The organism is Sphingomonas sp. BK235 (genome assembly GCF_004345855.1).
Classification (GTDB): Bacteria; Pseudomonadota; Alphaproteobacteria; order Sphingomonadales; family Sphingomonadaceae; genus Sphingomonas.
The window spans coordinates 40,883-64,356 of record NZ_SLXN01000008.1 but is presented as its reverse complement, the minus strand read 5'-3'; the positions used below and the strand labels follow the sequence as shown (position 1 = coordinate 64,356).

The 23,474-nt window shown below is 63.4% G+C and carries 21 protein-coding genes and 1 pseudogene; 11 read left to right on the top strand and 11 right to left on the bottom strand.

All coding sequences use genetic code 11. The annotated features are described in order from the left end of the window. The first annotated feature begins 7 nt into the window (after nt 1–7). From EV292_RS18295 to EV292_RS18265, 7 genes are read left to right on the top strand one after another with little or no spacing between them, the layout of a single operon-like run. Nucleotides 8–1,471 (top strand): family 1 glycosylhydrolase, encoded by a 1,464-nt coding sequence (locus EV292_RS18295; RefSeq protein ID WP_132910695.1) that lies wholly within the window; start codon nt 8–10, stop codon nt 1,469–1,471. A gap of 33 nt (nt 1,472–1,504) precedes the next feature. Then, nucleotides 1,505–2,191 carry an SDR family NAD(P)-dependent oxidoreductase gene (locus EV292_RS18290; protein ID WP_132910694.1) on the top strand — a complete coding sequence of 229 codons (687 nt, stop codon included), beginning with the start codon at nt 1,505–1,507 and terminating at the stop codon, nt 2,189–2,191. Continuing rightward, the gene (locus EV292_RS18285; RefSeq protein WP_207913477.1) at nt 2,185–3,849 is read left to right on the top strand and encodes a tannase/feruloyl esterase family alpha/beta hydrolase; all 1,665 of its coding nucleotides are present in this window, start codon (nt 2,185–2,187) and stop codon (nt 3,847–3,849) included. The genes EV292_RS18290 and EV292_RS18285 overlap by 7 nt, the downstream gene beginning before the upstream one ends. 16 nt (nt 3,850–3,865) lie before the next feature. Beyond that, nucleotides 3,866–4,867 (top strand): zinc-binding dehydrogenase, encoded by a 1,002-nt coding sequence (locus EV292_RS18280; protein ID WP_207913476.1) that lies wholly within the window; start codon nt 3,866–3,868, stop codon nt 4,865–4,867. Continuing rightward, entirely contained in the window at nt 4,867–5,307 is a 441-nt protein-coding gene (locus EV292_RS18275; RefSeq protein WP_132910693.1) for a cupin domain-containing protein, read from the top strand. Before EV292_RS18280 ends, EV292_RS18275 begins: the two co-directional genes overlap by 1 nt. A gap of 45 nt (nt 5,308–5,352) precedes the next feature. Further along, the gene (locus tag EV292_RS18270; RefSeq protein ID WP_132910692.1) at nt 5,353–5,934 is read left to right on the top strand and encodes an NAD(P)H-dependent oxidoreductase; all 582 of its coding nucleotides are present in this window, start codon (nt 5,353–5,355) and stop codon (nt 5,932–5,934) included. Further along, complete coding sequence (locus EV292_RS18265) at nt 5,931–7,511, top strand: carboxylesterase family protein (protein ID WP_165927176.1); 1,581 nt, start codon at nt 5,931–5,933, stop codon at nt 7,509–7,511. The genes EV292_RS18270 and EV292_RS18265 overlap by 4 nt, the downstream gene beginning before the upstream one ends. A gap of 176 nt (nt 7,512–7,687) precedes the next feature. Here the strand turns inward: EV292_RS18265 and EV292_RS18260 are convergent, their stop codons facing one another. Continuing rightward, nucleotides 7,688–8,800 carry an S-(hydroxymethyl)glutathione dehydrogenase/class III alcohol dehydrogenase gene (locus EV292_RS18260; RefSeq protein ID WP_132910690.1) on the bottom strand — a complete coding sequence of 371 codons (1,113 nt, stop codon included), beginning with the start codon at nt 8,798–8,800 and terminating at the stop codon, nt 7,688–7,690. Nucleotides 8,801–8,891: 91 nt separating this feature from the next. Here EV292_RS18260 and EV292_RS18255 point away from each other — a divergent pair, with 91 nt between their 5' ends. Then, nucleotides 8,892–9,773 (top strand): LysR family transcriptional regulator, encoded by an 882-nt coding sequence (locus EV292_RS18255; protein WP_132910689.1) that lies wholly within the window; start codon nt 8,892–8,894, stop codon nt 9,771–9,773. A 643-nt stretch (nt 9,774–10,416) separates the two neighbouring features. On the opposite strand, the gene EV292_RS18250 is transcribed toward EV292_RS18255, so the two are convergent. The 7 genes and pseudogenes from EV292_RS18250 to EV292_RS23380 form a co-directional block, all read right to left on the bottom strand. Continuing rightward, nucleotides 10,417–11,601, bottom strand: coding sequence for an MFS transporter (locus EV292_RS18250; protein ID WP_132910688.1), 1,185 nt, complete (start codon nt 11,599–11,601; stop codon nt 10,417–10,419). A 157-nt stretch (nt 11,602–11,758) separates the two neighbouring features. Continuing rightward, nucleotides 11,759–12,088: pseudogene (locus tag EV292_RS18245) on the bottom strand (transposase); the annotation flags it as partial. A gap of 256 nt (nt 12,089–12,344) precedes the next feature. Then, the gene (locus tag EV292_RS18240) at nt 12,345–13,274 is read right to left on the bottom strand and encodes an FAD-binding protein (RefSeq protein ID WP_132910687.1); all 930 of its coding nucleotides are present in this window, start codon (nt 13,272–13,274) and stop codon (nt 12,345–12,347) included. After that, a complete protein-coding gene (locus EV292_RS18235) occupies nt 13,271–14,017 on the bottom strand; it encodes an electron transfer flavoprotein subunit beta/FixA family protein (RefSeq protein WP_132910686.1) in 747 nt (248 codons plus the stop codon). The genes EV292_RS18240 and EV292_RS18235 overlap by 4 nt, the downstream gene beginning before the upstream one ends. Nucleotides 14,018–14,125: 108 nt before the next feature. After that, the gene (locus tag EV292_RS18230; RefSeq protein WP_132910685.1) at nt 14,126–15,565 is read right to left on the bottom strand and encodes an NAD-dependent succinate-semialdehyde dehydrogenase; all 1,440 of its coding nucleotides are present in this window, start codon (nt 15,563–15,565) and stop codon (nt 14,126–14,128) included. Between the two features lie 163 nt (nt 15,566–15,728). Then, nucleotides 15,729–16,511 (bottom strand): (S)-acetoin forming diacetyl reductase, encoded by a 783-nt coding sequence (locus EV292_RS18225; protein ID WP_132910684.1) that lies wholly within the window; start codon nt 16,509–16,511, stop codon nt 15,729–15,731. 37 nt (nt 16,512–16,548) lie between these two features. Continuing rightward, entirely contained in the window at nt 16,549–16,707 is a 159-nt protein-coding gene (locus EV292_RS23380; RefSeq protein ID WP_165927175.1) for a carbohydrate porin, read from the bottom strand. Between EV292_RS23380 and EV292_RS23375 the strand changes: the two genes are divergently transcribed. Beyond that, nucleotides 16,699–16,965, top strand: a complete 267-nt coding sequence (locus EV292_RS23375) for a hypothetical protein (protein WP_279432437.1) — start codon at nt 16,699–16,701, stop codon at nt 16,963–16,965. The two genes, EV292_RS23380 and EV292_RS23375, sit on opposite strands and share 9 nt — an antisense overlap. Before the next feature lie 331 nt (nt 16,966–17,296). On the opposite strand, the gene EV292_RS18210 is transcribed toward EV292_RS23375, so the two are convergent. From EV292_RS18210 to EV292_RS18200, 3 genes are all read right to left on the bottom strand, one after another. Beyond that, nucleotides 17,297–18,946 (bottom strand): NAD(P)/FAD-dependent oxidoreductase, encoded by a 1,650-nt coding sequence (locus EV292_RS18210; protein WP_132910682.1) that lies wholly within the window; start codon nt 18,944–18,946, stop codon nt 17,297–17,299. Nucleotides 18,947–19,010: 64 nt separating this feature from the next. Continuing rightward, nucleotides 19,011–20,174: an acyl-CoA dehydrogenase family protein gene (locus EV292_RS18205; protein WP_132910681.1), complete on the bottom strand. Its 1,164-nt coding sequence runs from the start codon at nt 20,172–20,174 to the stop codon at nt 19,011–19,013. Between the two features lie 56 nt (nt 20,175–20,230). After that, the gene (locus EV292_RS18200; protein WP_243693849.1) at nt 20,231–21,100 is read right to left on the bottom strand and encodes an IclR family transcriptional regulator; all 870 of its coding nucleotides are present in this window, start codon (nt 21,098–21,100) and stop codon (nt 20,231–20,233) included. Nucleotides 21,101–21,374: 274 nt separating this feature from the next. Here EV292_RS18200 and EV292_RS18195 point away from each other — a divergent pair, with 274 nt between their 5' ends. Together EV292_RS18195 and EV292_RS18190 are read left to right on the top strand one after the other, a co-directional pair. Beyond that, nucleotides 21,375–22,601, top strand: coding sequence for a CaiB/BaiF CoA-transferase family protein (locus EV292_RS18195; RefSeq protein ID WP_132910680.1), 1,227 nt, complete (start codon nt 21,375–21,377; stop codon nt 22,599–22,601). A 39-nt stretch (nt 22,602–22,640) separates the two neighbouring features. Next, nucleotides 22,641–23,432 carry an SDR family NAD(P)-dependent oxidoreductase gene (locus EV292_RS18190; RefSeq protein ID WP_132910679.1) on the top strand — a complete coding sequence of 264 codons (792 nt, stop codon included), beginning with the start codon at nt 22,641–22,643 and terminating at the stop codon, nt 23,430–23,432. Nucleotides 23,433–23,474 lie beyond the last annotated feature (42 nt).

Sequence of the window (23,474 nt, the reverse complement as noted above, 5' to 3'; positions counted from 1 at the left end):
CGCGACCATGCGGCGATCGCTTGCCCTCATCGGTGCCGTGTCGGCGATACTCGGCACCGCAGCCACTGCCGAGCCTGCCGGGGAGCCATTCCGCTGGGGGGCGGCCTCGGCGGCATATCAGGTGGAGGGAGCGATCAACGCAGACGGGAAGGGGCGGTCGGTCTGGGATCATTATCTCGACGACCTGAGCCTTGCCGGCCCCGGCATGTCCGGCGCGGTCGCAATCAACTTCTACGATCGGTCGCAGTATCTGAAGGATATTGCGCTGATGAAGGAGATGGGGCTGACGAGCTATCGTTTCTCCATCTCCTGGCCGCGCATCATCCCTGATGGCGTGGGTCCCGCCAACCCCGCCGCGATCGCACATTATCGCCAGTTCATCGCGGATCTGAAGGCAGCGGGCATAAAGCCGATGCTGACCCTCTATCATTGGGACATGCCATTGTCGCTCGCCCGCGCTGGTGGGTGGGACAATCGCCAGTCGATAGAGTGGTTCCGCCACTATGCCGACGTCGTGTTCGCGAACTTCCACGATCAGGTCGATCTCTACGTGCTGGTCAACGAGCCACTCGTCGAGCGTGCGATGAAGCGGCTGGCGGAGCGCCGCATCGCAGGCGGCGAGCCGACGTTCGCCATTGTCCCTTCCGCAAGCGATCTTCCCGGCGCACTGCGGACCTTCAATCACCTGCTGCTCGCATCGGCAGCAGCTAAAAAGAGCTTCGACTCGCGCGGCTACCAGGGCCGGCTAGGGCTGGCAGTTCCCCTATTTCCGACACTCACCGCAGAAGGCGCGAACGCCGACGATCGTGACGCCGCGGTGCTCGCGGATGGCGTGATGAACCGCTGGTTCCTCGATGCGATGTACAAGGGGCACTATCCCGCCGACGTGCTCGCGGCCGCAGCGGGGCTGGGCGGCGACCTCGACGTCCAGCCCGGCGACGCCGAAGCGATCGCCGCCGCGCGTTTCGACTATCTTGGCATTAATTTCTACTCGCCGCTCTTCATCCGCCGCCCGGCCGATGCGACCACGCGCTATGCGGCTGAGATGTTCCTGCCCGAAGGAACCTATGCCGCGTTCAACGGCGCCGTCCGGCCGGATCAGTTCAAGGTGCTGCTCGACCGCATCCGCACCGAGTACGGCAATCCGCCGGTCTTCATCACCGAGAACGGCGCAGGCTTCCCCGGCGAAGACAAATTGGTAGACGGTAAGGTCAACGACCGCGGCCGCTGCCGCTACCTGGTCGATCACATCGCCGCGATGAAGGCGGCCATGAAGGATGGCGCCGACGTGCGCGGCTATCACGTATGGTCGAGCCACGACAATCTGGAGTGGCTGTTCGGCTACGGCAGCCGGTTCGGCATGATCTACGTCGACTTCGACACGCAGGCGCGCACGCCGAAGCTGAGCGCCCGCGTTTACTCCGACATCATCAAGGGCAAGCACGTCACCGACGCATCATGCGGTGGGTGACCCGATCCGCCCCGAAAACATGAGAAGCAACATATGACCCACACTTCGACGGCCCTGATCATCGGCGCATCGCGCGGCATCGGCCTCGGCCTGGTGCGCGAATATCTGTCGCGCGGTTGGCGCGTCATCGCTACCGAACGCACGCCGGGCTCATCCGCCGCGCTGGCCGCGCTCGCCGGGGATATGCTTGCCATAGAGGTGCTCGACGTCACCGACGATGCGGGCATCGTTGCGCTGGCCGACCGCCTCGACGGCACTGTGCTGGACCTCATCTATGTCAACGCCGGCGTGAGCGACGATCCCAGCGTGCCGATCGGCGAAGTCGCCGGTGACGAGTTCGACCGGGTGATGCGTACGAATGCGCTCGCGCCCATGCGGGTGGTGGAGCAGCTGGACGACCATGTCGTTTCCGGGGGCACGATCGCGGTCGCCACGTCCGGACTCGGCAGCGTGTCGGTGGAGCCGGGCCCGAGCTACGAGTTGTACGGCGCGAGCAAGGCAGCGCTCAACCGGCTGATGCGCAGCTACGCCGTTCGTGCCGGCGGCGACCGGACGTTGCTTGTGGTCATGCCCGGCTGGGTGAAGACCGACATGGGCGGCGACCAGGCGCCGCTCGAGGTCGAGACCAGCGCGCGCGGCATCGCCGATGCGATCAAGGCGCGTGGGGGCACGCCAGGGCTGTCGTTCATCGACTATCAGAATGAGGTTCTGCCATGGTGACCCGTATTGCGGGTGCGATCGGCGCGACGCTCGGCGCTGCGATCATGACGCTCACGGCTACGCCCGCTGCGGCAGAGACCAGCACGCCGCGCCCCGCTACGGGCAGCTGCGCGATGCTCGCGCGCCACGCCCTGCCGGGGGCACGGATCACGTCGGCGCGCGCGATCGCAGCCGGTGCCTTCGACGCGCCTCCGTCGCCGATCGCGCCCGATCTCGCCGCGCGTGTCGCGACGCTGCCGGCGTTCTGCCGCGTCGAAGCAATCGCCACGCCGACACCCGACAGCCGCATCGGCATTGAAATCTGGCTGCCCCTCGCCGCCTGGAACGGTCGCCTGCTCGGCACCGGGAACGGCGGCGGCGCAGGGCGGATCGCTTATGAGATGGGCATGGTCGAGGGGCTGAAGCGCGGCTTCGCGGTCGCCAACACCGACCTCGGCACGGCGCCCGACATCAACGCCACCGCAGCCCATCCCGAACGCTGGATCGACTTCGGTCATCGCGCGACGCACGAGATGACGCGCGTGGCCAAGTCGATGGTGGCCGCCTTCTACAAAACCTCCTCCTTCCGCTCGTATTTCGAGGGGTGCTCGACCGGCGGCCAGCAGGCGCTCGGCGCCGCGCAGCGTTACCCGAGCGACTATGACGGCGTGCTGGCCGGCGATCCGGGCAACAACCGCACCCATGTCGCCAGCTACTTCCTGTGGAACTATGCCGCGCTGAACGCATCCGCTGCCGCCAAGCTCTCGGCCGGACAATGGTCGCTGGTCAGCCGTTCGGTACTGGCGGCGTGCGCCGGCAAGGACGGCGGTGAGCCCGGTGATCGCTTTCTCACTGATCCACGCCGGTGCCGCTTCGACGTTGGCACCCTGCCTGTCTGCAAGACCGGCGCGGGTTCGGACACGTGCCTGACCGCACCGCAGCTCGCCACGCTGCGGCGACTGTATGCGGGGCCGGTCAACCCGCGCACCGGCGAACGCATCTACGCGGGCCTCACCCTCGGCAGCGAGGACCAGCCTCTGGGGCCTGTGATGCAGGGAGATTCCGCAACCTGGCCGGAACAGCAATTCTATCTCTTCAATTGGGCGCTCGGTGATGCGTTCGCACCCGCTTCGTTCGACTTCGATCGTGACCTCGACCGTGTCGATGCCCAGCTCGCCGGCACGTTGAACGCGAACGGCGTCAACTATTCGGACTTCGCGCGCGCGGGCGGCAAGATGATCATCTACACCGGTCTTGCGGATCCCGCCGTCCCCTTCGCGGAAGTGACGAACTATTATGACCGCCTGGTCGCAAGCGCGGGCGGCCGCGAGAACGCAGCCGCCTTTGCCCGGCTGTTCTTGGTGCCCGGCATGGGTCATTGCTTCGGCGGTCCCGGCGTGACCGACATCGGCCAGCCATTCACCTCGGGGGTGCCGCAGCAGGCCGAAAACGATGCGCTGATGACCCTTGTCGCCTGGACCGAGGGCGGCGACGCACCGTCCACGCTGATCGCCCGCCGTCAGGGCGACGGTGGCCAGCCGGCGCAGGAGCGGCCGCTGTGCTCCTATCCCGCGCTGCCCGAATACCGCGGTGGGGACGCGAACCGCCGTACCAGCTTCACCTGCGCCGCGCACGCGACCGGACCCGCCGAGGCTCCGTCCGCGCGCTACCTCAACTGATCGGGGGAGACGGACCATGTCGGACGACATGCGCGTGGCGGTGGTTCGCGAACCTGGGGGACCAGAGGTCCTCCGTCTGGAGCGCCGGCCGATCCCGATGCCCGATGCGGATCAGGTCCTGATCCGGGTTGAAGCATTCGGGATCAACCGGTCCGAGATGTTCACCCGGCAGGGCCATTCGCCCGGCGTGGTCTTTCCGCGTGTCCTCGGGATCGAGGCGGTGGGCACCGTCACCGCAGCACCGGGTGGACAATTCATCCCGGGAGAGAAGGTCGCGACGGTGATGGGCGGCATGGGTCGCGCCTTTGATGGCGGCTATGCGGACTATGTCTGTGTGCCCGCCGTACAGGTTCGTGGCTTCACCAGTGATCTACCGTGGCACGTCCTGGGCGCTCTACCGGAAATGCTTCAGACCGCATGGGGCGCATTGTTCCGCGCGTTGCGCCTTCAGGAGGGCGAGCGCCTGCTGATCCGCGGCGGCACGACCTCGGTTGGGCTCGCCGCTGCCGCGATTGCCAAGGCGCACGGCGCCATAGTGGGCGCCACATCGCGCCACGCTGCAAGCGAGGAGATCGTTCGCGGCAACGGCGCCGACCAATTCTTCCTCGATACAGGTGAGATTGCCGCGACGGTGCGACAGCGCTGGCCCAATGGTGCGGACAAGGTGCTCGAGCTTGTCGGCACCAACACGCTTGCGGACTCGCTGGCTTCGACTTGCGCGCCCGGAGTGGTGTGCATGGCGGGCATGGTGGGCGACCGCTGGTCCCTGGCGGATTTCGCGCCGATGGACGTCATCCCCACCGCGGTATCGCTAACCACCTATTCCGGCGGCGTGGAGGATTTCCATGCGATGCCGTTCCAGGACCTCATCGACAAGGCGGCCGAAGGATCGCTGCCGGTTCGCATCGGTCGAGTGTTCCCGCTCGATCGGATCATCGACGCGCACCGCCTGATGGAAAACAACGCCGCGGCCGGCAAGATCGTGGTGGTCACCGGGCAAACTGGAGATACCCACTAATGAGACGCCTCCTATTCTGGTCCACGGTCGCACTCGCCGCGGCAGGCGTCACCGCGGCCCTCGCCCGAACAGGCGGACGCAGCGAGACCAAGATCCTGCTCCAGCGCACGGCGTCGTGGAACGACGTACCCTACATCGCCTATCCGCAAGGCCAGCCGCAGCTGACGACCGTGCGGATCACCATTCCGGCGCATTCATCCTTGCCCTGGCACACCCACGCGATGCCCAACGCGGCCTATATCTTGTCGGGCCATCTCACGGTCGAGGAGCGCGACACCGGGCGCAAGGCTACCTACCGCGCCGGCGAAGCCTTCGCGGAATCGGTCGGCAACGTCCATCGCGGCGTGACCGGTAACGAACCGGCCGTGGTGATCGTCACATACGCGGCGGTCCCGGGACAGAAGCTGTCCGTCCCGATCGACGGTGAAGAGGACGAGTGACGTCGCCCCAGAAGCCGGATCCGACAATCAAGGACGCCTGACCTGATGAACAAGCCACTCTCGATCGCCGTGGTCGTCGGAAGCCTTCGCGCAGATGGCATAAGTCACCGCGGGGCTCTCGCGCTGTCGCGGCTTGCGCCTAACACGCTCGATCTGTCCATCGTGCCGATCGGCGATCTGCCGTTGTACAACCCCGACCGCGAAGGTCAGGCCGATACCGCGCCCTGGGCAGCATTTCGCGATGCACTCAAGCCTGCTGACGGTGTCCTGTTCGTCACCCCCGAGTACAACCGCTCCGTACCTGCGCCACTGAAGAACGCGATCGACGTCGGTTCGCGACCCTATGGAGCAAGCGCGTGGGCGGGGAAGCCGGCAGCCGTGGTCTCCGTGTCCCCCGGCGGCCTGTCGGCATTCGGCGCCAATCACCATCTGCGCCAGAGCCTCGTGTTCCTCGACATGCCCGTGCTTCAGCAGCCGGAAGCGTACATCGGACATGCCGCGACGCTGTTCGGTGACGATGGCGCCGTATCGGCGCCGGACACGGAAGCGTTCCTGAGCACCTTCATGTCCCGCTTCGCCGACTGGGTTTCTCTCATCGCCTCGGTAAACAAGGAGCGTCGGCCTTGAACTTCCGGGTCCTGGCGTCGGTCGTCATTGCTGGTGCGCTCGCTTCGGCTGCGGCTGCCCGGCCCGGTGCAAACCGGACTGTGACACTGTGCCAGGGGACGTTCGCGGGTACGCCCGATGGCGACGTGCTTCGCTTCCTGGGTATGCCCTATGCTGCGGCGCCGACTGGCGCTCGACGCTGGTACCCTCCCGTGGATGCACCCCGCCATCGCGGGATTCTTGCGGCGGACCAGTTCGGGCCGAGCTGCCCTCAGCAGCTCAGCGACGCACCGATGATGGCATGGACCATGGAATATCTTCCTCCTCCCGCGCTCGGCACGAACGAGAACTGCCTGATCGTCAACGTCTGGACTCCGGTTACCGAAGCGAAGGCGCGCACCGGCGCGCGGCTGCCGGTCCTGTTCTTCATTCACGGTGGCGGCTTCACCAGCGGCAGCTCCTCCGTGCCGATCTACGACGGCGCCAATCTGGCGCGCCGCGGCATGGTCGTGGTGACGATCAACTACCGGCTGGGCGAGCTTGGCTTCCTCGCGCATCGTGAGCTCACCGCGGAGCAGAGCGGCGGGTCGGGCAATTACGGGCTGCAGGACCAGATAGCGGCGCTTCGCTGGGTGAAGAGCAACGTCGCGGCGTTCGGCGGCGATCCGTCGAAGGTGACCCTCGCCGGCCAGTCCGCAGGCGCATGGTCGGTGATGGCATTGCTGGCCTCTCCGCAGGCGAAGGGATTGTTCCGCGCCGCCATTGCGCTCAGCACCCCCGATCTGGGTGACTATCGACCCCTCGCAGAGGGCGAGGAGCGTGGCACCAGCTTGTTCGCCAAGTGGAACGTCAGGACCCTGCAGCAGGCCCGCGCCCTGCCGGCGGCCCACCTCGACGGCGCAGCACCGTACGGGAACATCGTCACGGACGGAGCGGTCATTCCGCACGGGACGACGTCGCGCGCGATCGCCAGCGATGTACCGCTCATGATGGGCTACACGCTCAACGATCTTTTTGCACCAAGCCCGAAGGTGGATCCGGCTGGTTGGAGCGCGGACGCGCGGCGTCGCTATGGTGCGGATGCCGACACTTTCCTGCGCTTCTATCCCGGCGCCACCGTGACGGAGGCCCGTCATTCCGCCGCGCGGGAGGCGGGCGACCGCTTCGAGTTTGGGCCCCTCCCTCGGTGGGTGGAAGAGCGCAGCGCGCGCAGCCCGGTCTATGTCTATCGCTTCAGCCATGTCGAGCCGGGGCCCGATTCTTCACGATACGGCGCGTTCCACACCTCCGAGCTGCCTTACATGTTCGACACGCTCGACAAGGCCCCGGAACGCGGCTTCACCGCCGTCGACCGCCACGTCGTTCGCCAGTTCGGCGGCGCAATCGAGAATTTTATCAAGCAAGCCGACCCGAACGGTGCCGGCCTACCACGGTGGGCGCCGCTTACGCGCGATGGCAAGGAGCTGGTAGAGTTTGGCGATCAGGCGGTGCCCTCCCGTATCTACCCTCCCGGCGCGGATACTATCATCGGGCGCGGTAAGCCGCCTGCCCGTGATGGTGCGGGCGAAAGGCCACCGACGCCCGCTCCGCAATCCTGATCTTTCGATCCCCTGCGCCGTCGTGCGATCGAAGGTCGTTCAGTATCGATGCCGGACGCTCCGAGTGCCGCATCGTAGGAACGGACCGATGCGTCCGGATCTTAGGTGCCCATTCTGACGCTCAAGAATACGTGATCGCATCATGACTGCTATACCACGCTCTTTGAGAAACGGGTTCAATAGACCACGACGGAACGGATGCTCTCGCCGGAATGCATGAGATCGAAGCCCTTGTTGATGTCCTCGAGCTTGAGGACGTGCGTAATCATCGGATCGATCTCGATCTTGCCGTCCATGTACCAGTCGACGATTTTGGGCACGTCGGTGCGGCCCTTGGCGCCGCCGAAAGCCGATCCGCGCCAGTTTCGTCCGGTGACGAGCTGGAACGGCCGCGTGCTGATCTCCTTGCCTGCCTCGGCCACGCCGATCACGATGCTCGTTCCCCAGCCGCGGTGACAAGCCTCCAAGGCGATGCGCATGACATCGGTATTGCCGGTGCAGTCGAAGGTGTAGTCCGCGCCGCCATCGGTCAGCTTCAGAAGCTCGGCAATGACCTCATCGCGCGACAGGCCGCGACTGTTGAGAAAGTGCGTCATGCCGAAACGCCGGCCCCATTCCTCGCGATCAGCGTTGATGTCGACCCCGACAATCTTGTTCGCGCCCGCGAGGCGGGCGCCCTGAAGTACGTTCAAGCCGATCCCGCCCAAGCCGAACACGACCACGTTGTCGCCCACCTGCACCTTGGCGGTGTTGACGGCCGCTCCAACGCCGGTTGTGACGCCACAGCCGATGTAGCAACTCGAATTGAACGGCGCGTCCTTGCGGATTTGTGCCACCGCGATCTCTGGCAGGACGGTGAAGTTCGAGAAGGTCGAGCAGCCCATGTAGTGAAAGATCGGCTGCCCCCTGTAGTTGAAGCGCGTTGTTCCGTCCGGCATGAGCCCCCTTCCCTGCGTGTCGCGTATCGCGGTGCATAGGTTGGTCTTGCCGCTGAGACATGACTTACACTGGCGGCATTCCGGCGTGTAGAGCGGTATCACGTGGTCGCCTGGCTTCACCGACGTGACGCCCGGCCCGACGTCGCGGACGATGCCAGCGCCTTCATGTCCAAGAATCGAAGGGAAAATGCCTTCACTGTCCAAGCCGCCGAGCGTGTAGGCGTCGGTATGGCAAAGTCCGGTGGCTATGATCTCTACGAGCACCTCTCCGGCCCTTGGGCCGTCGAGATCGACCTCGACGATTTCAAGTGGATTCTTCGCTCCAAATGCAACTGCCGCACGGGTCTTCATGTCGAGGCTCCTTGATGCCCCCCAACTTACCGTTGCAGCGTGCATGCGATAATACACTTCTTTCGCAAAACAAAATGTCACTGGAGGAATAATGTCCACGTGGGATGGGATCGACGAGTTCATCGCGGTTGCCGAGGCGAGCTCGTTCTCCAAGGCGGCGCGTGCAATCGGGATGTCTCCGACGCACGTCAGCCGCTCGGTCAGCCAGCTCGAGGTGCGGCTGCAAGCGCTGTTGTTCAACAGAACGACTCGTTTCGTTGAGCTTACCGATGACGGTCAGGTCTTTTTTGACCAATGCCGGCGGATCGCTCAAGACCGCGACGAGGCAGTCGCAATGATCACGGACCGGGGCGAGCCGACCGGCGAGCTCCGGGTGACCTGCTCAACTGCAATCGGAGAGCGCTTCGTTGTCCCGGTCATCCGGCGCCTTGCGGTCGAACACTCGAACCTACGGGTCTCAATCGAGCTGACCAACCGGATCGTCGACCTGATCGGAGAAGGCATCGACCTTGCCGTTCGCACGGGCGAGATCACAGACAATCGCCTGCTTGGCTCGCTCGTCGCGCAGCGGCGCCTCTATACCTGCGCATCACCAGAATATCTCGCTCGCCGAGGAGAACCAAGATCGGTGGACGACCTAGCCAATCACGACCGGTTGATCGGCACGAGCTCCGTCTGGCATTATCAGGTTGCGGGCGAGCGCGTTCATCATCGACCGTCCAGTCGCTTCCGCTGCAACAGCGGTAACGCCGTTATGGACGCCTGCCTGTCAGGTATGGGCATCTGCCAGCTTCCAGAAATCTATGTGCTTCCTTACATCACTAGCGGAGGTGCGCGATTGATCTTAGAAGAGTTCCGTCCTGAGGACGAGCCCATCTGGGCGGTGTACCCTCGGCGGCGCCACCTACATCCCAAAATTAGGGTCGCAGTCGAGGTTTTGAAGAGAGATCTGCGTTCTACGATGGGCCACTAAATAGAACGGTAGCGCGTAGCGGCCACTCGATCGAACGCCAACTCTAAGCCATTTATCGCAATTGTCCTCCCGTGCCTAAACCAACGGCTATTATCATTTCTGCCGGGTGGGCCCCGCGCCCTGTCCACTAATCGAGTGGCCGGGCTTTTTAGTCGGCTACTCGAAGGCGAATTTGGCGCTATCCGCCCGCACCAAGCTAAGCCGCCTATAAATCTATAGAGTACGATAAAAGATCAATGCGAATAGAGGAAGGCGTGCTCGGGCCGGATCGGCATCAGTCGCACTCCCCTATCACGCAACAAGCCTAAGGCGCTTCCGCCTTGCTCGGCATGGGGCGTTATGCTGTACCGCGTGAGGATGGCGAGCTGGCGCGCGGTGCGCGATGTCCGCATCCACTGAGCCGTGAGCTTCCGCATCACTTCCGGATCAATGCGCGCCGTCCCACGCTTATACACTCCCCTAGCCTTAAAGGCCTGGATGCCCTCAGCTTGGCGCCCCTAGCGCACAATCGTCTCAAACTTGGCGAAGACACAACATGTCCAGGCAAGCTTTGCCTGCTGCTTTCGAGGTATCAATTGGCTGCTCATTCGGTTTCAGAGCCACACTCCTGCCCTACAGCTTGTGCACGATGTTCTGTAGATCCTCAAATAACACGTTTGCGCCCTGACAGCGTTGCGAACACGATCACGAGCGCACTTGCGACGATCAGCAGCGTAAGCGGAACCGTCCAGCCGCCGGTTGCATCGCGTAGCACTCCAATCAGCAGCGGTCCGGCTGCCGCGCCTCCGTAGCCAATACACTGCGCCATACTGGACAAAGCACCCGCCTGATCATGGTCACGTGTGCGAAGCGCGAACAGTGACAGACTTGTGACCAATGCGATCCCTGCACCGAGGCCGCCCACGATCAACCAAACCAGAGACAATGCGGGGTGTGCGAGCAACCCAGTCGTGCTGACCAAGAGGCACATACCGCACGAGAAGCCGAGTAGCCGCTGATCGGGCAGACGCTGGATGAGCGACGCGCTGCCGAGGTTGGTTGCAACTGCGACCACCTGATACACAAGGAGGTACAGGCCGGCTGCTTTCGGCGAAACTCCTGAGGTGCCACCGTAGGAAGCAAACCAGTCGATGATCGAGTAGAAAATGAGCGAGTGAAGCGCGAAAAATAGCGACACCTGCCATCCAATCGGATGCCGCCAAGGTGAGACGATGGCCACCTCTTTGACCGCTACGGGGAGAGAAGCCCGGGTTGATCTTAGCTGCGGCAGCCAAGTGAGCAGGGTTATCAGCGAGAGAACGGCCCACACACCGAGCGACCAACGCCAATCCGCGAAGGCTAGGCTCGCAATTGGAACGGCTACACCCGCGGCTACACCCGCGACACCGGCCATCGCCGCGGCATAGAGGCCAATCAGACCCGCGGCGCGGTCAGGAAAGTCCCGCTTTACAAGACCGGGAAGCAGGACGTTGCCGAAGGCGATGCCCATACTTAGCAGGACTGTACCGATCCACAGCCCGATCGGCAGCCATACCGAGCGCAGCAACGTGCCGAGGAAAATCGCTGCGATCGCTGCACCGAGAACGCGTTCCAGGCCGTACCGTCGGCCCACAGACGGCGCAATTAGCGACACCGCCGCAAACAGGAGTAGCGGCAATGCATGGAGCATCCCGGCCTCAGCCCCGCTCAGCTTCATTGAAGCTTGTACGTCCGGCAAGACCGGGCCTAAGCTGGTGATCGGCGCGCGGAGATTGGCGCCAACCAAAACAATCCCGATTGACAGATTCTTGGCACCATTAAGGCGAACGGCAGTTTCGGATGAGTGCATAGTCAACCTGACCCAGCAAGAAGCCCGTGGGCATCTTCGTCGTAGTGCGTTGGTTGACGTTAACGCTTACGCGGGCAAACTTATGCTGCCCGTCTACCCAGATCGCTACCGCCGTGGGTCACAGCCGTCAATGACCTGCTCCCCTTTTCTCCTCCAGTTATAACTGGAGTCCGGGGTAGGTATGGTGCCCGTCGGGGCGATGTTGCACAACCGGTCCGGCAGCATCGGCGGGCGTCAGCCCGCCTGTTCCGCTGTGCGGTCGAACGTGGTTGTAATCGTCGCGCCAGAGCCGCAGCACCGAGCGGGCATGGCCGAGCAACACGAACAGCGTCTTGAGGCATTCGTCGCGCAGGCGGCCGTTGAAGCTCTCGACATAGCCGTTCTGCTGCGGCTTGCCGGGCGCGATATAGTGCCACTCGACAGGCCGCTCCTGCGTCCATCTCAGGATCGCCAGGCTGGTCAGCTCGGTGCCGTTGTTGCTCGCGAGCTCGACGCCATCATCGCCGCCGGAGGCGGGCCGCCGCCTGGCGGAGTTCTAGGGGGACACGTCACCGAGCATGGACATTTTTGGGCGGTCACAAGTCCACAAATACCAAGTGCGAAGCATATCATGAGCATCAGGAACGCGCCAATTCAGGAGAGCCTACCGCTTCGTTCCAGTCAGCGGCCATCTCGCGTCATTAAAACGGACTAATCGCAGACCGGCGAAATCACCCGGCAGCGTCGGTTGCCACCGCGCCCCATCACAGCTTCTCGGTCAATTCCGGCAACAGCGTGAACAGGTCGCCGACCAGGCCGATGTCCGCGACCTGGAAGATCGGGGCATCCTCATCCTTGTTGATGGCGATGATGACCTTCGAATCCTTCATACCGGCGAGATGCTGGATCGCGCCGGAGATGCCGACCGCGATATAGACCTCGGGCGCGACGATCTTGCCGGTCTGTCCGACCTGATAGTCGTTGGGCACATAGCCGGCATCGACCGCGGCGCGGCTGGCGCCGACGCCCGCGCCAAGCTTGTCGGCAAGCGGCTCGATCAGCTTGGTGAAGTTCTCGCCATTCTGCAGCGCGCGCCCGCCGGAGACGATGATCTTCGCCGAGGTCAGCTCGGGGCGGGCATTCTCGGCGATCTCGGCGCCCGTGAAGCTCGACAGGCCCTTGTCGCCGGTTGACGCGACGGCCTCCACCGTTCCGCTGCCACCCTCAGTGGCCGCCTTCTCGAAGGCAGTGCCGCGAACGGTGATCACCTTCTTGGCGTCCGACGACTGCACCGTCGCGATCGCGTTGCCCGCGTAGATCGGCCGGGTGAAGGTGTCTTCGCTCTCGACCGACAGGATATCGGAGATCTGCATGACGTCGAGCAGCGCGGCAACGCGCGGCGCGATGTTCTTGCCGTGGGTGGTGGACGGCGCGACGAAGGCGTCGTGATGACCCATCAGCTCGACGATCAGCGGTGCGACATTCTCGGCGAGCGCATGCGCATAGGCCGCGTCGTCGGCGACATGGACCTTGCCGACGCCGGCGATTTTGGTCGCCGCTTCCGCCACCGCGGCGACACCCTGCCCGGCGACGACGAGATGGACCTCGCCGAGCTTGGCCGCGGCAGTGACGGCCGACAGCGTGGCATCCTTGACGGCCTGACCGTCATGCTCGACCCAGACGAGAGTCTTCACTTGGCAATCCCCATGGCATGCAGCTTCATCACGAGTTCGTCGACATCGGCGACCTTGATGCCGGCCGAGCGCTTGCCGGGCTCGACCACCTTGAGGGTCGTGATCCGCGGTGTGACATCGACGCCGTAATCGGCGGGCGTCTTGGTGGCGAGCGGCTTGGACTTGGCCTTCATGATGTTGGGCAACGACGCATAGCGCGGCTCGTTGAGGCGCAGATCGGTAGTGACGATCGCGGGGAGCTTGAACGAATCGGTCTCGAGACCGCCGTCCACCTCGCGGGTCACCGTCACCGTGTCCGCGGTCAGCTCGACCTTGGACGCGAAGGTGCCCTGGCCCCAGCCGAGCAGGCCGGCAAGCATCTGCCCCGTCTGGTTGTTGTCGTCGTCGATCGCCTGCTTGCCAAGGATGACGAGATTGGGCTGCTCCTCCTCGACGATCTTGGCGAGGATCTTGGCGACGCCCAGCGGCTCGACCTTCTGGTCCGCGGTGACGAGGATGGCGCGATCGGCGCCCATCGCCAGCGCGGTGCGCAGCGTCTCCTGCGCCTTGGGTTCGCCGATCGACACGACGACGATCTCGGTGACGCCCTTGTCCTTGAAGCGGATCGCCTCTTCGACCGCGATCTCGTCGAACGGGTTCATGCTCATCTTGACGTTGGCGAGGTCGACCCCCGTCCCGTCTGCCTTCACGCGAGGCTTCACATTATGATCAAGCACGCGCTTGACCGGCACCAGCACCTTCATGCTCTACTCCAAAAAATCGTGCGGATCGCATCGGTCTTAGCTGATCGGGCAATCGTCGACTGTCGCCACCGCGGCACCCGTTACATTGACCGCCGACCCGCGCATCAATTATGCGTTTGCGATCACAACAGCGCGGGTGTTGAGATAACTTTCCAATGCCTCAGGCCCACCTTCCGTGCCGTAACCAGAGTCTTTCATCCCTCCAAACGGCAGCTCGGCCGAAGTTGCAGCGGGAGTGTTTATCCACAGCATGCCAACTTCAACCTTGCGGGTGAGTAGATCGGCATTGGTGAGAGATTGGGTGAATGCATATCCTGCCAGACCGAACGACAAGCGATTTGCCTCCGCAATCGCCTCCTCCAAAGCATCAAAGCCGCGGATACCAGCGACAGGACCGAATGGCTCATCGTTGAAGAGGTGCGTATCGAGCGGCACGTCGGTCAATACGGTGGGTGACCAGAAATGACCCGCTTTGCCGATCGGGCCCCCGCCAGCCAGCAAGGTGGCGCCCTTGCTGATCGCATCCTCTTGAAAATCCGCCATCGCCGCCACCCGGCGCGCATTGACGAGCGGTCCCATCTGCGTGTCCTTGGCCATCCCGTCGCCGACCACGATGCCGCGCGCCAGATCGGCCAGCCCTTCCGCGAAGACCTGCTTGACGCTGTTGTGGACCAGGAAGCGGGTCGGGGCGATGCAGACCTGGCCGGCATTGCGGAACTTGGCGCCCCCGATGCTCTTCACCGCCAGCGCTACGTCGGCATCGTCGCAGACGATCACGGGCGCATGCCCGCCGAGTTCCATCGACACCCTTTTCATGTGCTGTCCGGCCATGCCAGCTAGTAGCTTGCCGACCGGCGTCGAGCCCGTGAAGGTGATCTTCCGGATGATAGGGCTGGCGATGAGATGCTGCGAAATCTCTGCCGGGTCGCCAAATACGAGTCCGAGCACGCCCTCGGGCAGCCCAGCATCATGGAACGCCCTGATCAACGCGGCGGGGCTCGCAGGCGTCTCCTGCGGCGCCTTGACGATGATCGAGCAGCCTGCCGCGAGGCCTGCACCGATCTTGCGCACGATCTGGTTGATTGGAAAGTTCCACGGCGTGAACGCTGCCACCGGGCCAACCGGATCCTTCAACACCATCTGCCGCGTTGACGGCGTGGACCGGTGGGGCACCAGCCGCCCATAGATCCGAAAGCCTTCTTCCGCGAACCAGTCGATCATTCCCGCGGCAGCAATCGTTTCGCCGCGGGCTTCCGCCAGCGGCTTACCCTGTTCCAAGGTCATGAGTTCAGCTATGCGATCAGCCCGTTCGCGCAGCAGATCGGCAGCCTTGCGCATGATCCGGCTGCGCTCGGCGGGAGTGTGATCGCGCCACAGCTTGAAACCGCGGTCGGCTGCATCGAGCGCCGCGTCGAGGTCAGCCTGCCTTGCGCACGCAACCCGTCCGATCTCTTCTCCCGTCGCCGGGTTCATCACGGCTAGGGATCCGCCGTCGCGGGCATCCTGCCACGTGCCGCCGATGAAGAGCTGTGTGTCGATGTAGGCCATGGTGAAACTCCGAAATGTAGCGGTCGTGCGGCAGGAAGAGGGGCGCCTTAGACAAACCTGATGTGGGTCGACCGACGACGCGGCTGTTGAGATAGGATTGAAGCGCATCTTCCCGGTCGCTGCCCCCAGCAGGCTAACTGCCTGCCGGCGGCCCCATGCGAGATCAGTTGAATACCATGCCGCCGTCGATGATCACCGCCTGTCCGGTCATGTAATCGGAGTCTGGCCCAGCAAGGAACGACACGCAGGCAGCGACGTCGGCGGGCTTGGACACGCGCTTCAACGTTATGTTCTTGGCAAACTGCTCCATGCCCCATTCAAACGGCTGGCCGTTGTTGGTCGCGAGATCGCTCGCCACCTTCTGCATCATCGGTGTATCGACGATGCCGGGGCAATAAGCATTTACGGTGATTCCGAGATGCGCCAGATCACGCGCTGCCGTCTGGGTGATGCCCCGCACCGCGAACTTGGTACCGCAATAGACCGCAAGATCCGGGTTGCCGACCTGCCCAGCCTGCGAGCAGGCGTTGATGATCTTGCCGCCGTGCCCGAGCTGCTTAAAGCTTTTGGTTGCGGCTTGGATGCCCCATAGCACGCCGCCGACGTTGATATCGAAAGCGCGGCGATACAGATCATAGTCGATCCCCTCGATCGGGGTGATCGGCGCCACGCCAGCGTTGTTGATGAGCACGTCCAGCCCGCCGAACCGATCGGCCGCCTGTTCAACCGCCGCGAACACCGACTGACGGTCTGCGACGTCGACGGCAATGGCGCACGCGCTGGCGCCTGAAGCTTCCAGCCTCGCCGCCACTGCTTCCGCTGCGCCTACGTTCATGTCTGCACAGGCTACTGCGAAGCCGTCGGCCGCGAGCCGCAACGCAATAGCCTCGCCGATGCCCTGCGCGGCGCCAGTCACGAAAACGGTTCTGCCTGTTACCTTGCTCATCGTCTTCTCCTTGTCGATGTAGTTTCGCCGCCGCGCGTCAGAATGAGACCGAACTCTTCATGCCGAGAGCCACCACGTTGCGGCGTTCCGAAATGCCGCCCGGGTTGAAGCCAAACTGCACGTCCGGCACGATCGTGACGCCTGTGGTGGCGACCAGCCGATAATCCGCCTCCAGGATCCATTGGGCTTGGCGCACACCATCGATCTAACCGTTGGCCAGCGCGATACGGTCAGTCTCGCGCATCCGATCATTGATCTGCGTGCGCACCAGCGCCAGCGCGACCTGGTCGTTTCGGCGGCTGGCGAAGGTACCGTCTGCGTGAAACCGAGTGCCGTCTGGTTGTCGATCAGGCTGGATCGCCGATCCAACTGCGTAAAATTGAAGAACATGGACAAGCCCTTGCGGTCCAGCCCTTCGGGCGACGCCGTAAGCTGCTGTGACATCTCAGAATAGACACCATGCCGCCCACGGAAGCTCTGCCCCGGCTGGCCTGAAACGATCGTCAGTTGCCCGGCATCGTCTCGCACCAGATCTTGCGCCCCCGACGTCTCGATCCACCCGCCGATCTTGTAATAGCCCGGACGGTCGCCGCCCAGCACCGGCGTCCACGCCGCCTCAATCGGCACCAGCACCCCGCTTCCGCCCGAGAGCGCTAGCCGGAAGCCGTTGGTCGGATCCACGTTTCGCTGATTGACCTGATAGACGCCTACCTGGAAATATTCCTGCTTGCGGTCTTCTTGGGGGCGCTGACGTCCGCCGCTCGGCGAGTTGCCGAGTTTGTCGTTTAACCGGTGGTTGCGTTCACCAGCTCCCTCTCGAGCGTGAAGCCGCGATAGTCGTCGTTCGCCACCGCCGCGAGCGTGTCGCGGAACGCGCCAAGACCGCCCATGTAGAAGTAAATTGTCTTCTTCTTACCCGGGATGTTCGTGCCAAAAATCCACGAGTCGGCTTTGGGGAAAAGCGTTTGGCTAGCGATCTCCTCGCAAGTGCGCACCCATTCGGCTTCCGCCTGCGGGGTCGCCTCGATGGTCGCGACGTGGTTGCGCTCCATGTAGCCGATGGCATCGGAAATCCATTCGACCTCGGCCTCGATCGAGGGCGGTAGGTTCGTAAACGGCCCGTTGGGGCCAAGCACCATGAACATGTTGGGAAAGCCAACCGTACCGATCGAGAGGTAGGCGGCCGGCCCCTCGCTCCAGTGATCGCGCATCTGCAGGCCGCCGCGGCCGCGTAGATCCATGCGCTTGTAATTGCCGTCGACTGCGTCGAAGCCTGTGGCGAACACCAGGATGTCGAGTTCATGCTCCACCCCGTCGGCGGTGCGGATGCCGTTCTCAGTCATCTCCACGATCGGGTTCTCCCCGATATGGACTAGCGACACGTTGTCGCGATTGAACGTCTGATAATAGCCGCTGTCGCACAGCGGGCGCTTGGCGTGGAGATCGTTGGGCTTGAGCTTGCGCGCCGTTTCCGGATCGTTGACGATCTGGTCGATCTTGCGGCGGATATAATCCTGCGCCGCCTTGTTCGCTGCTTCGTCCGTGGCGATGTCGCCGAAGGTTTCGAACATGAAGCGGAAGCCGCCGCCCTTGGCCCAGGCCTTGTCGAAGATGCGCTCGCGCTCTTCGTCCGACACGCTGGCAAGCGGTCGGGTGCTTTCCTCGAAGCCGAAGGCGAGTGCCGACTTGCGCACCCCTTCCCAGATCTTCGGGTAATCACGCCTTATTTCCTCAAGCTCGGCCTCGGACAGCGGCCCATTGCCGACCGGCACGGAATATTGCGGCGAGCGCTGGAAGACGGTAAGGTGGTTGACCACGGGAGCGGTCGCAGTGATGAACTGCACGCCGGTGGATCCGGTGCCGATCACGCCGACGCGTTTGCCCTCGATGCCGGCGTCGCTCGGCCAGCGCGACGTGTGATAGATCTTGCCCTTGAACCGATCCATGCCCTCGATCTTGGGGATGTTGGTTGCGGCGAGAAGCCCGACGGCGGTCACCAGATATTTAGCGGAATAGGTCTGGCCATCGTCGGTGGTCAGCTGCCAGCGCGCTGCGTCCTCGTCGAATACGGCCGAAGTGATGCCGGTGTTGAGCCGGATATCCTTGTACAGGTCGTGACGCTCGGCAACATGCTCGAGGTACTTGAGGATTTCCGGCTGCGGCACATATTTGCTCTTATGCGGCCACGTCCGCAGCAGTTCATCGTCCCACGAATAACAGTACACATGGGATTCTGAATCGGACAGCGCGCCGGGGTAGCGGTTCCAATACCAGGTGCCGCCGACCCCGCCCGCCTTGTCGAAGGCGAGCGTGTCGAGGCCTAGTTCGTCACGCAGCTTCTTGAGCGCATAAAGACCCGCAAACCCGGCGCCGATCACCGCTGCGTCGAGGTTGGTCGCGGCTGCTGTGCTGTCGCCTGCATTGTTTCCGGTCATCCTACTCTCCACTTTATTTTGGTTGGCTTCGGCCCGAGCTAGCAGCCGCTTCGAGACAGCTTGGTCACCATGCGTTGGCCCTGAAATCCCGCACCATGTTGCGTGCGATGATAACCTGCTGGATTTGGCTGGTGCCCTCGTAGATCCGGAACAGCCGCACATCGCGGAAGAACCGCTCGATGCTGTACTCACTGATGTAGCCGGCACCGCCGTGGATCTGGACACACCGGTCCGCGACCCGACCGCACATCTCGGTGGCGAACAACTTGGCGCAAGAGGCTTTAGTCACGACATCTTGGCCACCGTCACGCTCGCGCGCGGCATCAAGCACCATGCACCGCGCGGCATAGATTTCGGCCTTGCTGTCAGCGAGCATGCCCTGGATTAGCTGGAACTCGGCAATGGGCTGCCCAAACTGCTTGCGTTCAAGCGCGTAGCGCAGCGTATCGGCGAGCATTCGCTCTGCGGCTGCGACACTGATCGCGGCGATATGCAACCGGCCCTTGTCGAGCACCTTCATCGCGGTCTTGAAGCCGACGCCCTCCTTGCCGCCAATAAGGTTGGCAGCCGGTACGCGGACGTTGTCGAAAATGACGTCGCTGGTATGCGCGCCTTTCTGGCCCATCTTCTTGTCGGGCTTCCCTATCGTCAAGCCGGGAGTATCGCGCTCGACGATGAAAGCGCTGATGCCGCCCGCCCCCTTGATGTTGTGATCAGTGCGCGCCATCACGCTGAAGATGCCGGCGTGGGGAGCGTTGGTGATGTAACGCTTGGTGCCGTTGAGGACATAGCTGTCGCCGTCGCGAACGGCGCTGGTCTTGAGTGAGGCGGCGTCCGTGCCGGAGTCGGGCTCGGTGAGGCAGAAGGCGCTAAGATATTTGCCACTCGCGAGTCGCGGCAGATAATGCGCCTTCTGTTCGGCAGTCCCGTCTAGCAGGATGCCGATCGATCCGATGCCGTTGTTGGTGCCGATGTAGGAGCGGAACGCTGGCGAGGCCCGCCCCAGCTCGAACGCAATCAGCACCTCCTCCTCCATCGTCACGCCCAGTCCGCCGAACTCCTCGGGGATGGTTAGGCCGAACAGGCCGAGCTCGCGCATCTGCTCGACGACATCGGCAGGAATCGTGTCGGTCTCGGCCACTTCAATTTCGCGCGGGATCAGCGCCTCATCGACGAACCTGCCGATCGAACCGAGTAGAACATCGAGCATTTCCGCGTCACGGATCATCGTGCCATCCTGTGTTTGCCGCAGCCGTAAGGTGATCGGTAAATCGGGCCACGCTGCTACAAGGCGACCGCGCGCATCTGGCTGACCATGTGTTTGAGCCGTGGGCCGATATCGTCCTCGAGCTTCTCGCGCGGCAGGACGAAGCTCGGCCCGCCGCAGTTGAAGGCGAGGATGCCGTACTCGGGATGGACGAAGGGCACGCCCACCGAGTTGACGTCACGCTCCCACTCGCCGATCGAGAGGCAATAGCCGAAATCGGCATAGTCTCGAAACGCGCGCTCCAGTCCGCGGCGTATCTCCAGCCAGTCGCCTTCGTTACGGCTTCGCAACTGATCGAGCAGGCCATCGCGTTGCGCATCGGGCATCGCTGCCATGCACGCCCGCCCGATCGAAGTGAGATGGATTGGCATGTGATAGCCGACCTGCCGTCGTGTGGTCAGGTTGGTCTGGCCATGAACAACGTCGATATAGACCATCTGCAGCCGATCGCGCGCGGCCAGCGCCACCGCGGCATGGGCGTGCTGCGCGAGCTCGACCATGAAGGAATTGGCGATCGAGCGGATCGGTAGGTTCGACAGCATCTGATAGCCGAACGCCAGCACGCCGACGTCGAGCTGGTAACGCCCCGAAAACGGATGCTTCTTGAGATAGCCGAGCTGCGCCAGCGTATAGGTCATGCGCGACACCGTGGCCTTCGGCAGGCCAGTCTTGGCAGCGAGCTCCTGATTGCCGAGCACGCTTTCCTGGCGACTGAAGCAGCGGAGCAGTTCCATGCCGCGGGCTAAAGCGACAACGAAGTTGCGGTCTTTGGTACCATCTCGATCATCCTCATCCTCCAGCATCGGCTGATTCCCGATCGCCGCCGGGATGTCAGTCGCAACGTCGCTTGGCCCCTGATGAGCCAACGTCTGCTTGTTCGATGCCATCGTTATGCCGCTCCTAAAACTCTGTCAATCCTGCGAAATCTAGTTCCGCACAGCGGAACCGTCAATGTCACGTAGTGGAAGCGAGTGGTTGAGAGCCCTTCGATCGCAGGGATCGCGCGGGTTTACATCTCCGCTCCTCCGCGCTTATTAACACAGAAAAGCAGAATAGGATTCCGCTGTGCGGAACGATGGATGAGGAAGGCCGAATGGAAGCTGTGTATAGGATAGCTGGCATGACCAGGGCCAAGCGCCAAACGCCACCGATTGCTCCGCAATGACGGGCGCGCTTGCCGGCATCAGAGTCCTCGATCTCAGTCGCGTGCTTGCCGGGCCATGGTGTGGACAGATCCTTGCGGATCTTGGCGCCGATGTCGTCAAGGTAGAACGCCCGCGGACCGGAGACGATACCCGCGGCTGGGGTCCGCCCTATATGGCCACCGAGGACGGCGAGCCCAGCGATCAGGCGTCCTATTATCAATCTACCAATCGCGGCAAGCGATCGGTAACGATCGACATCACCGATCCGCGCGGCCAAGAGCTCGTGCGCACGCTCGCCGCCAACGCTGACGTGCTGATCGAAAATTACAAATCGGGGTCACTGGGCAAATACGGCCTCGGTTACGCCGATCTCAACGCGCTTAATCCCCGGCTGATCTATTGCTCGATCACGGGCTTTGGGCAGACGGGCCCGCGCGCCGCGGAGCCGGGCTACGATTTCATCGTCCAGGCGCTCGGCGGATTGATGAGCATTACCGGTGAGCGCGACAGCCGGCCGGGCGGCGGGCCACAGAAGGTCGGTGTGGCGGTCGCCGATCTGATGACCGGCCTGTACGCCACCATCGCCATACAGGCAGCGTTGATCGCCCGCCAGACCAGTGGGCGTGGCCAGCATTGCGACATGGCACTTTTCGACGTGCAGGTGGCCACACTCGGCAACCAAGCCATGAACTATCTGGCCACCGGCCGTGCCCCCGCCCGCCAGGGCAACGCGCACGTCAATATCGTTCCCTATCAGGTGTTCGATGCCAGCGATGGGAGCTTCGTCATCGCCTGCGGCAACGACAGCCAATTCGTCGCACTCTGCGCCGCCATCGGGCTACCCGAACTCGCCTCGGATCCGCGCTTCAAGCGAAACTGCGACCGAGTGGTGCACCGGGAACTGGTGAGTGCCGCCCTGCAGGACCATTTCCGCCGAGCCCCCGTAGCGCCGTGGATCAGTAAGATCGAAGCAGTCGGCGTGCCCGTCGGCCCGATCAACGACATTGCCCAAGCGCTTGCCGAGCCGCAGGTCGCTGCACGCGACATGCTAGTGGCTATTCCGCACCCGCAGAACCCTGACTTCCGGATGACCGGCAGCCCGATCAAGCTATCCGACACGCCGGTGGCCTACGCCGCTCCACCCCCGCTGCTCGGTCAGCACACGCAAGAGGTGCTGCGCAACGATCTCGGCCTTTCCGACAGCGACATCGCCGCGCTCATTGCCGACCAGGTGGTCACCTGATCACGACCGATCCTTTGATAAACATGCAGGAGAGACAACATGACCGACACGAGCTTCGATCTCACAGGCAAGGTGGCGTTGCTGGTCGGCGGCGGACGCGGCATCGGCGCCGGCATTGCCGCCAGTCTCGCCCGCGCCGGCGCCGATGTGGTGATTGCCGACTATGACATCGGCCTTGCGGAGGAGAGCAGCGCGGCGATTGCGGCGATCGGCCGCAGAAGCGGCGCGATTGCGGTTGACGTGCGCCACCCCGATAGCGTGCAGGCCATGGTCGATGCGGTGGAGCAGCAGTTCGGCCGTCTCGATATCGCTGTGAACAATGCCGGCATCGTCAGCATCGGCTCGGTGGGCGAACTCGCAATCGATCAGTGGGACGACGTGATGGCGATCAACCTTCGCGGCGTGTTCCTGTGCTGCAAGGCCGAACTGGCTCTGATGCGCAAGAATCGTTTCGGACGGATCATCAACACCTCATCGATCGCCGGTAAGGTCGGTTTCCCCGACCTTTCACACTACACAGCCTCCAAGTTCGGGGTGATCGGCTTTACCAATGCCTTCGCCAAGGAGGTCGCGGCGGAAGGGATCACCGTCAATGCGCTCTGCCCCGGTATTGTCGGCACGGGCATGTGGCGAGGCGAAACCGGCCTTTCCGGCCGCTGGGCGCAGGAAGGCGAGAGCGAGGAGGAATCCTGGGCCCGCCACCAGGCAACGCTGCTGCCGCAAGGCGAAGCGCAGACGCCGGAGGACATGGGGCAGCTTGCCGTGTTCCTCGCAAGCGCGCCGCACGTTACCGGCCAGGCGATGGCCGTCGATGGCGGCTTCTCTCTCTGACATGCTTCAGGATTAGTCACTTCGGCACGCTTTCGGCACTGT

Excerpts from the sequence above, each read along its gene's own strand:
- EV292_RS18205 (WP_132910681.1), bottom strand. The coding sequence starts at position 20,174 with ATGATCCGTGACGCGGAAATGCTCGATGTTCTACTCGGTTCGATCGGC.
- EV292_RS18290 (WP_132910694.1), top strand. The coding sequence starts at position 1,505 with ATGACCCACACTTCGACGGCCCTGATCATCGGCGCATCGCGCGGCATC.
- EV292_RS18280 (WP_207913476.1), top strand. The coding sequence starts at position 3,866 with ATGTCGGACGACATGCGCGTGGCGGTGGTTCGCGAACCTGGGGGACCA.
- EV292_RS18230 (WP_132910685.1), bottom strand. The coding sequence starts at position 15,565 with ATGGCCTACATCGACACACAGCTCTTCATCGGCGGCACGTGGCAGGAT.
- EV292_RS18200 (WP_243693849.1), bottom strand. The coding sequence starts at position 21,100 with ATGGCATCGAACAAGCAGACGTTGGCTCATCAGGGGCCAAGCGACGTT.
- EV292_RS18295 (WP_132910695.1), top strand. The coding sequence starts at position 8 with ATGCGGCGATCGCTTGCCCTCATCGGTGCCGTGTCGGCGATACTCGGC.
- EV292_RS18195 (WP_132910680.1), top strand. The coding sequence starts at position 21,375 with ATGACGGGCGCGCTTGCCGGCATCAGAGTCCTCGATCTCAGTCGCGTG.
- EV292_RS18270 (WP_132910692.1), top strand. The coding sequence starts at position 5,353 with ATGAACAAGCCACTCTCGATCGCCGTGGTCGTCGGAAGCCTTCGCGCA.
- EV292_RS18250 (WP_132910688.1), bottom strand. The coding sequence starts at position 11,601 with ATGCACTCATCCGAAACTGCCGTTCGCCTTAATGGTGCCAAGAATCTG.
- EV292_RS18255 (WP_132910689.1), top strand. The coding sequence starts at position 8,892 with ATGTCCACGTGGGATGGGATCGACGAGTTCATCGCGGTTGCCGAGGCG.
- EV292_RS18190 (WP_132910679.1), top strand. The coding sequence starts at position 22,641 with ATGACCGACACGAGCTTCGATCTCACAGGCAAGGTGGCGTTGCTGGTC.
- EV292_RS18260 (WP_132910690.1), bottom strand. The coding sequence starts at position 8,800 with ATGAAGACCCGTGCGGCAGTTGCATTTGGAGCGAAGAATCCACTTGAA.
- EV292_RS18235 (WP_132910686.1), bottom strand. The coding sequence starts at position 14,017 with ATGAAGGTGCTGGTGCCGGTCAAGCGCGTGCTTGATCATAATGTGAAG.
- EV292_RS18210 (WP_132910682.1), bottom strand. The coding sequence starts at position 18,946 with ATGACCGGAAACAATGCAGGCGACAGCACAGCAGCCGCGACCAACCTC.
- EV292_RS18275 (WP_132910693.1), top strand. The coding sequence starts at position 4,867 with ATGAGACGCCTCCTATTCTGGTCCACGGTCGCACTCGCCGCGGCAGGC.
- EV292_RS18285 (WP_207913477.1), top strand. The coding sequence starts at position 2,185 with ATGGTGACCCGTATTGCGGGTGCGATCGGCGCGACGCTCGGCGCTGCG.
- EV292_RS18225 (WP_132910684.1), bottom strand. The coding sequence starts at position 16,511 with ATGAGCAAGGTAACAGGCAGAACCGTTTTCGTGACTGGCGCCGCGCAG.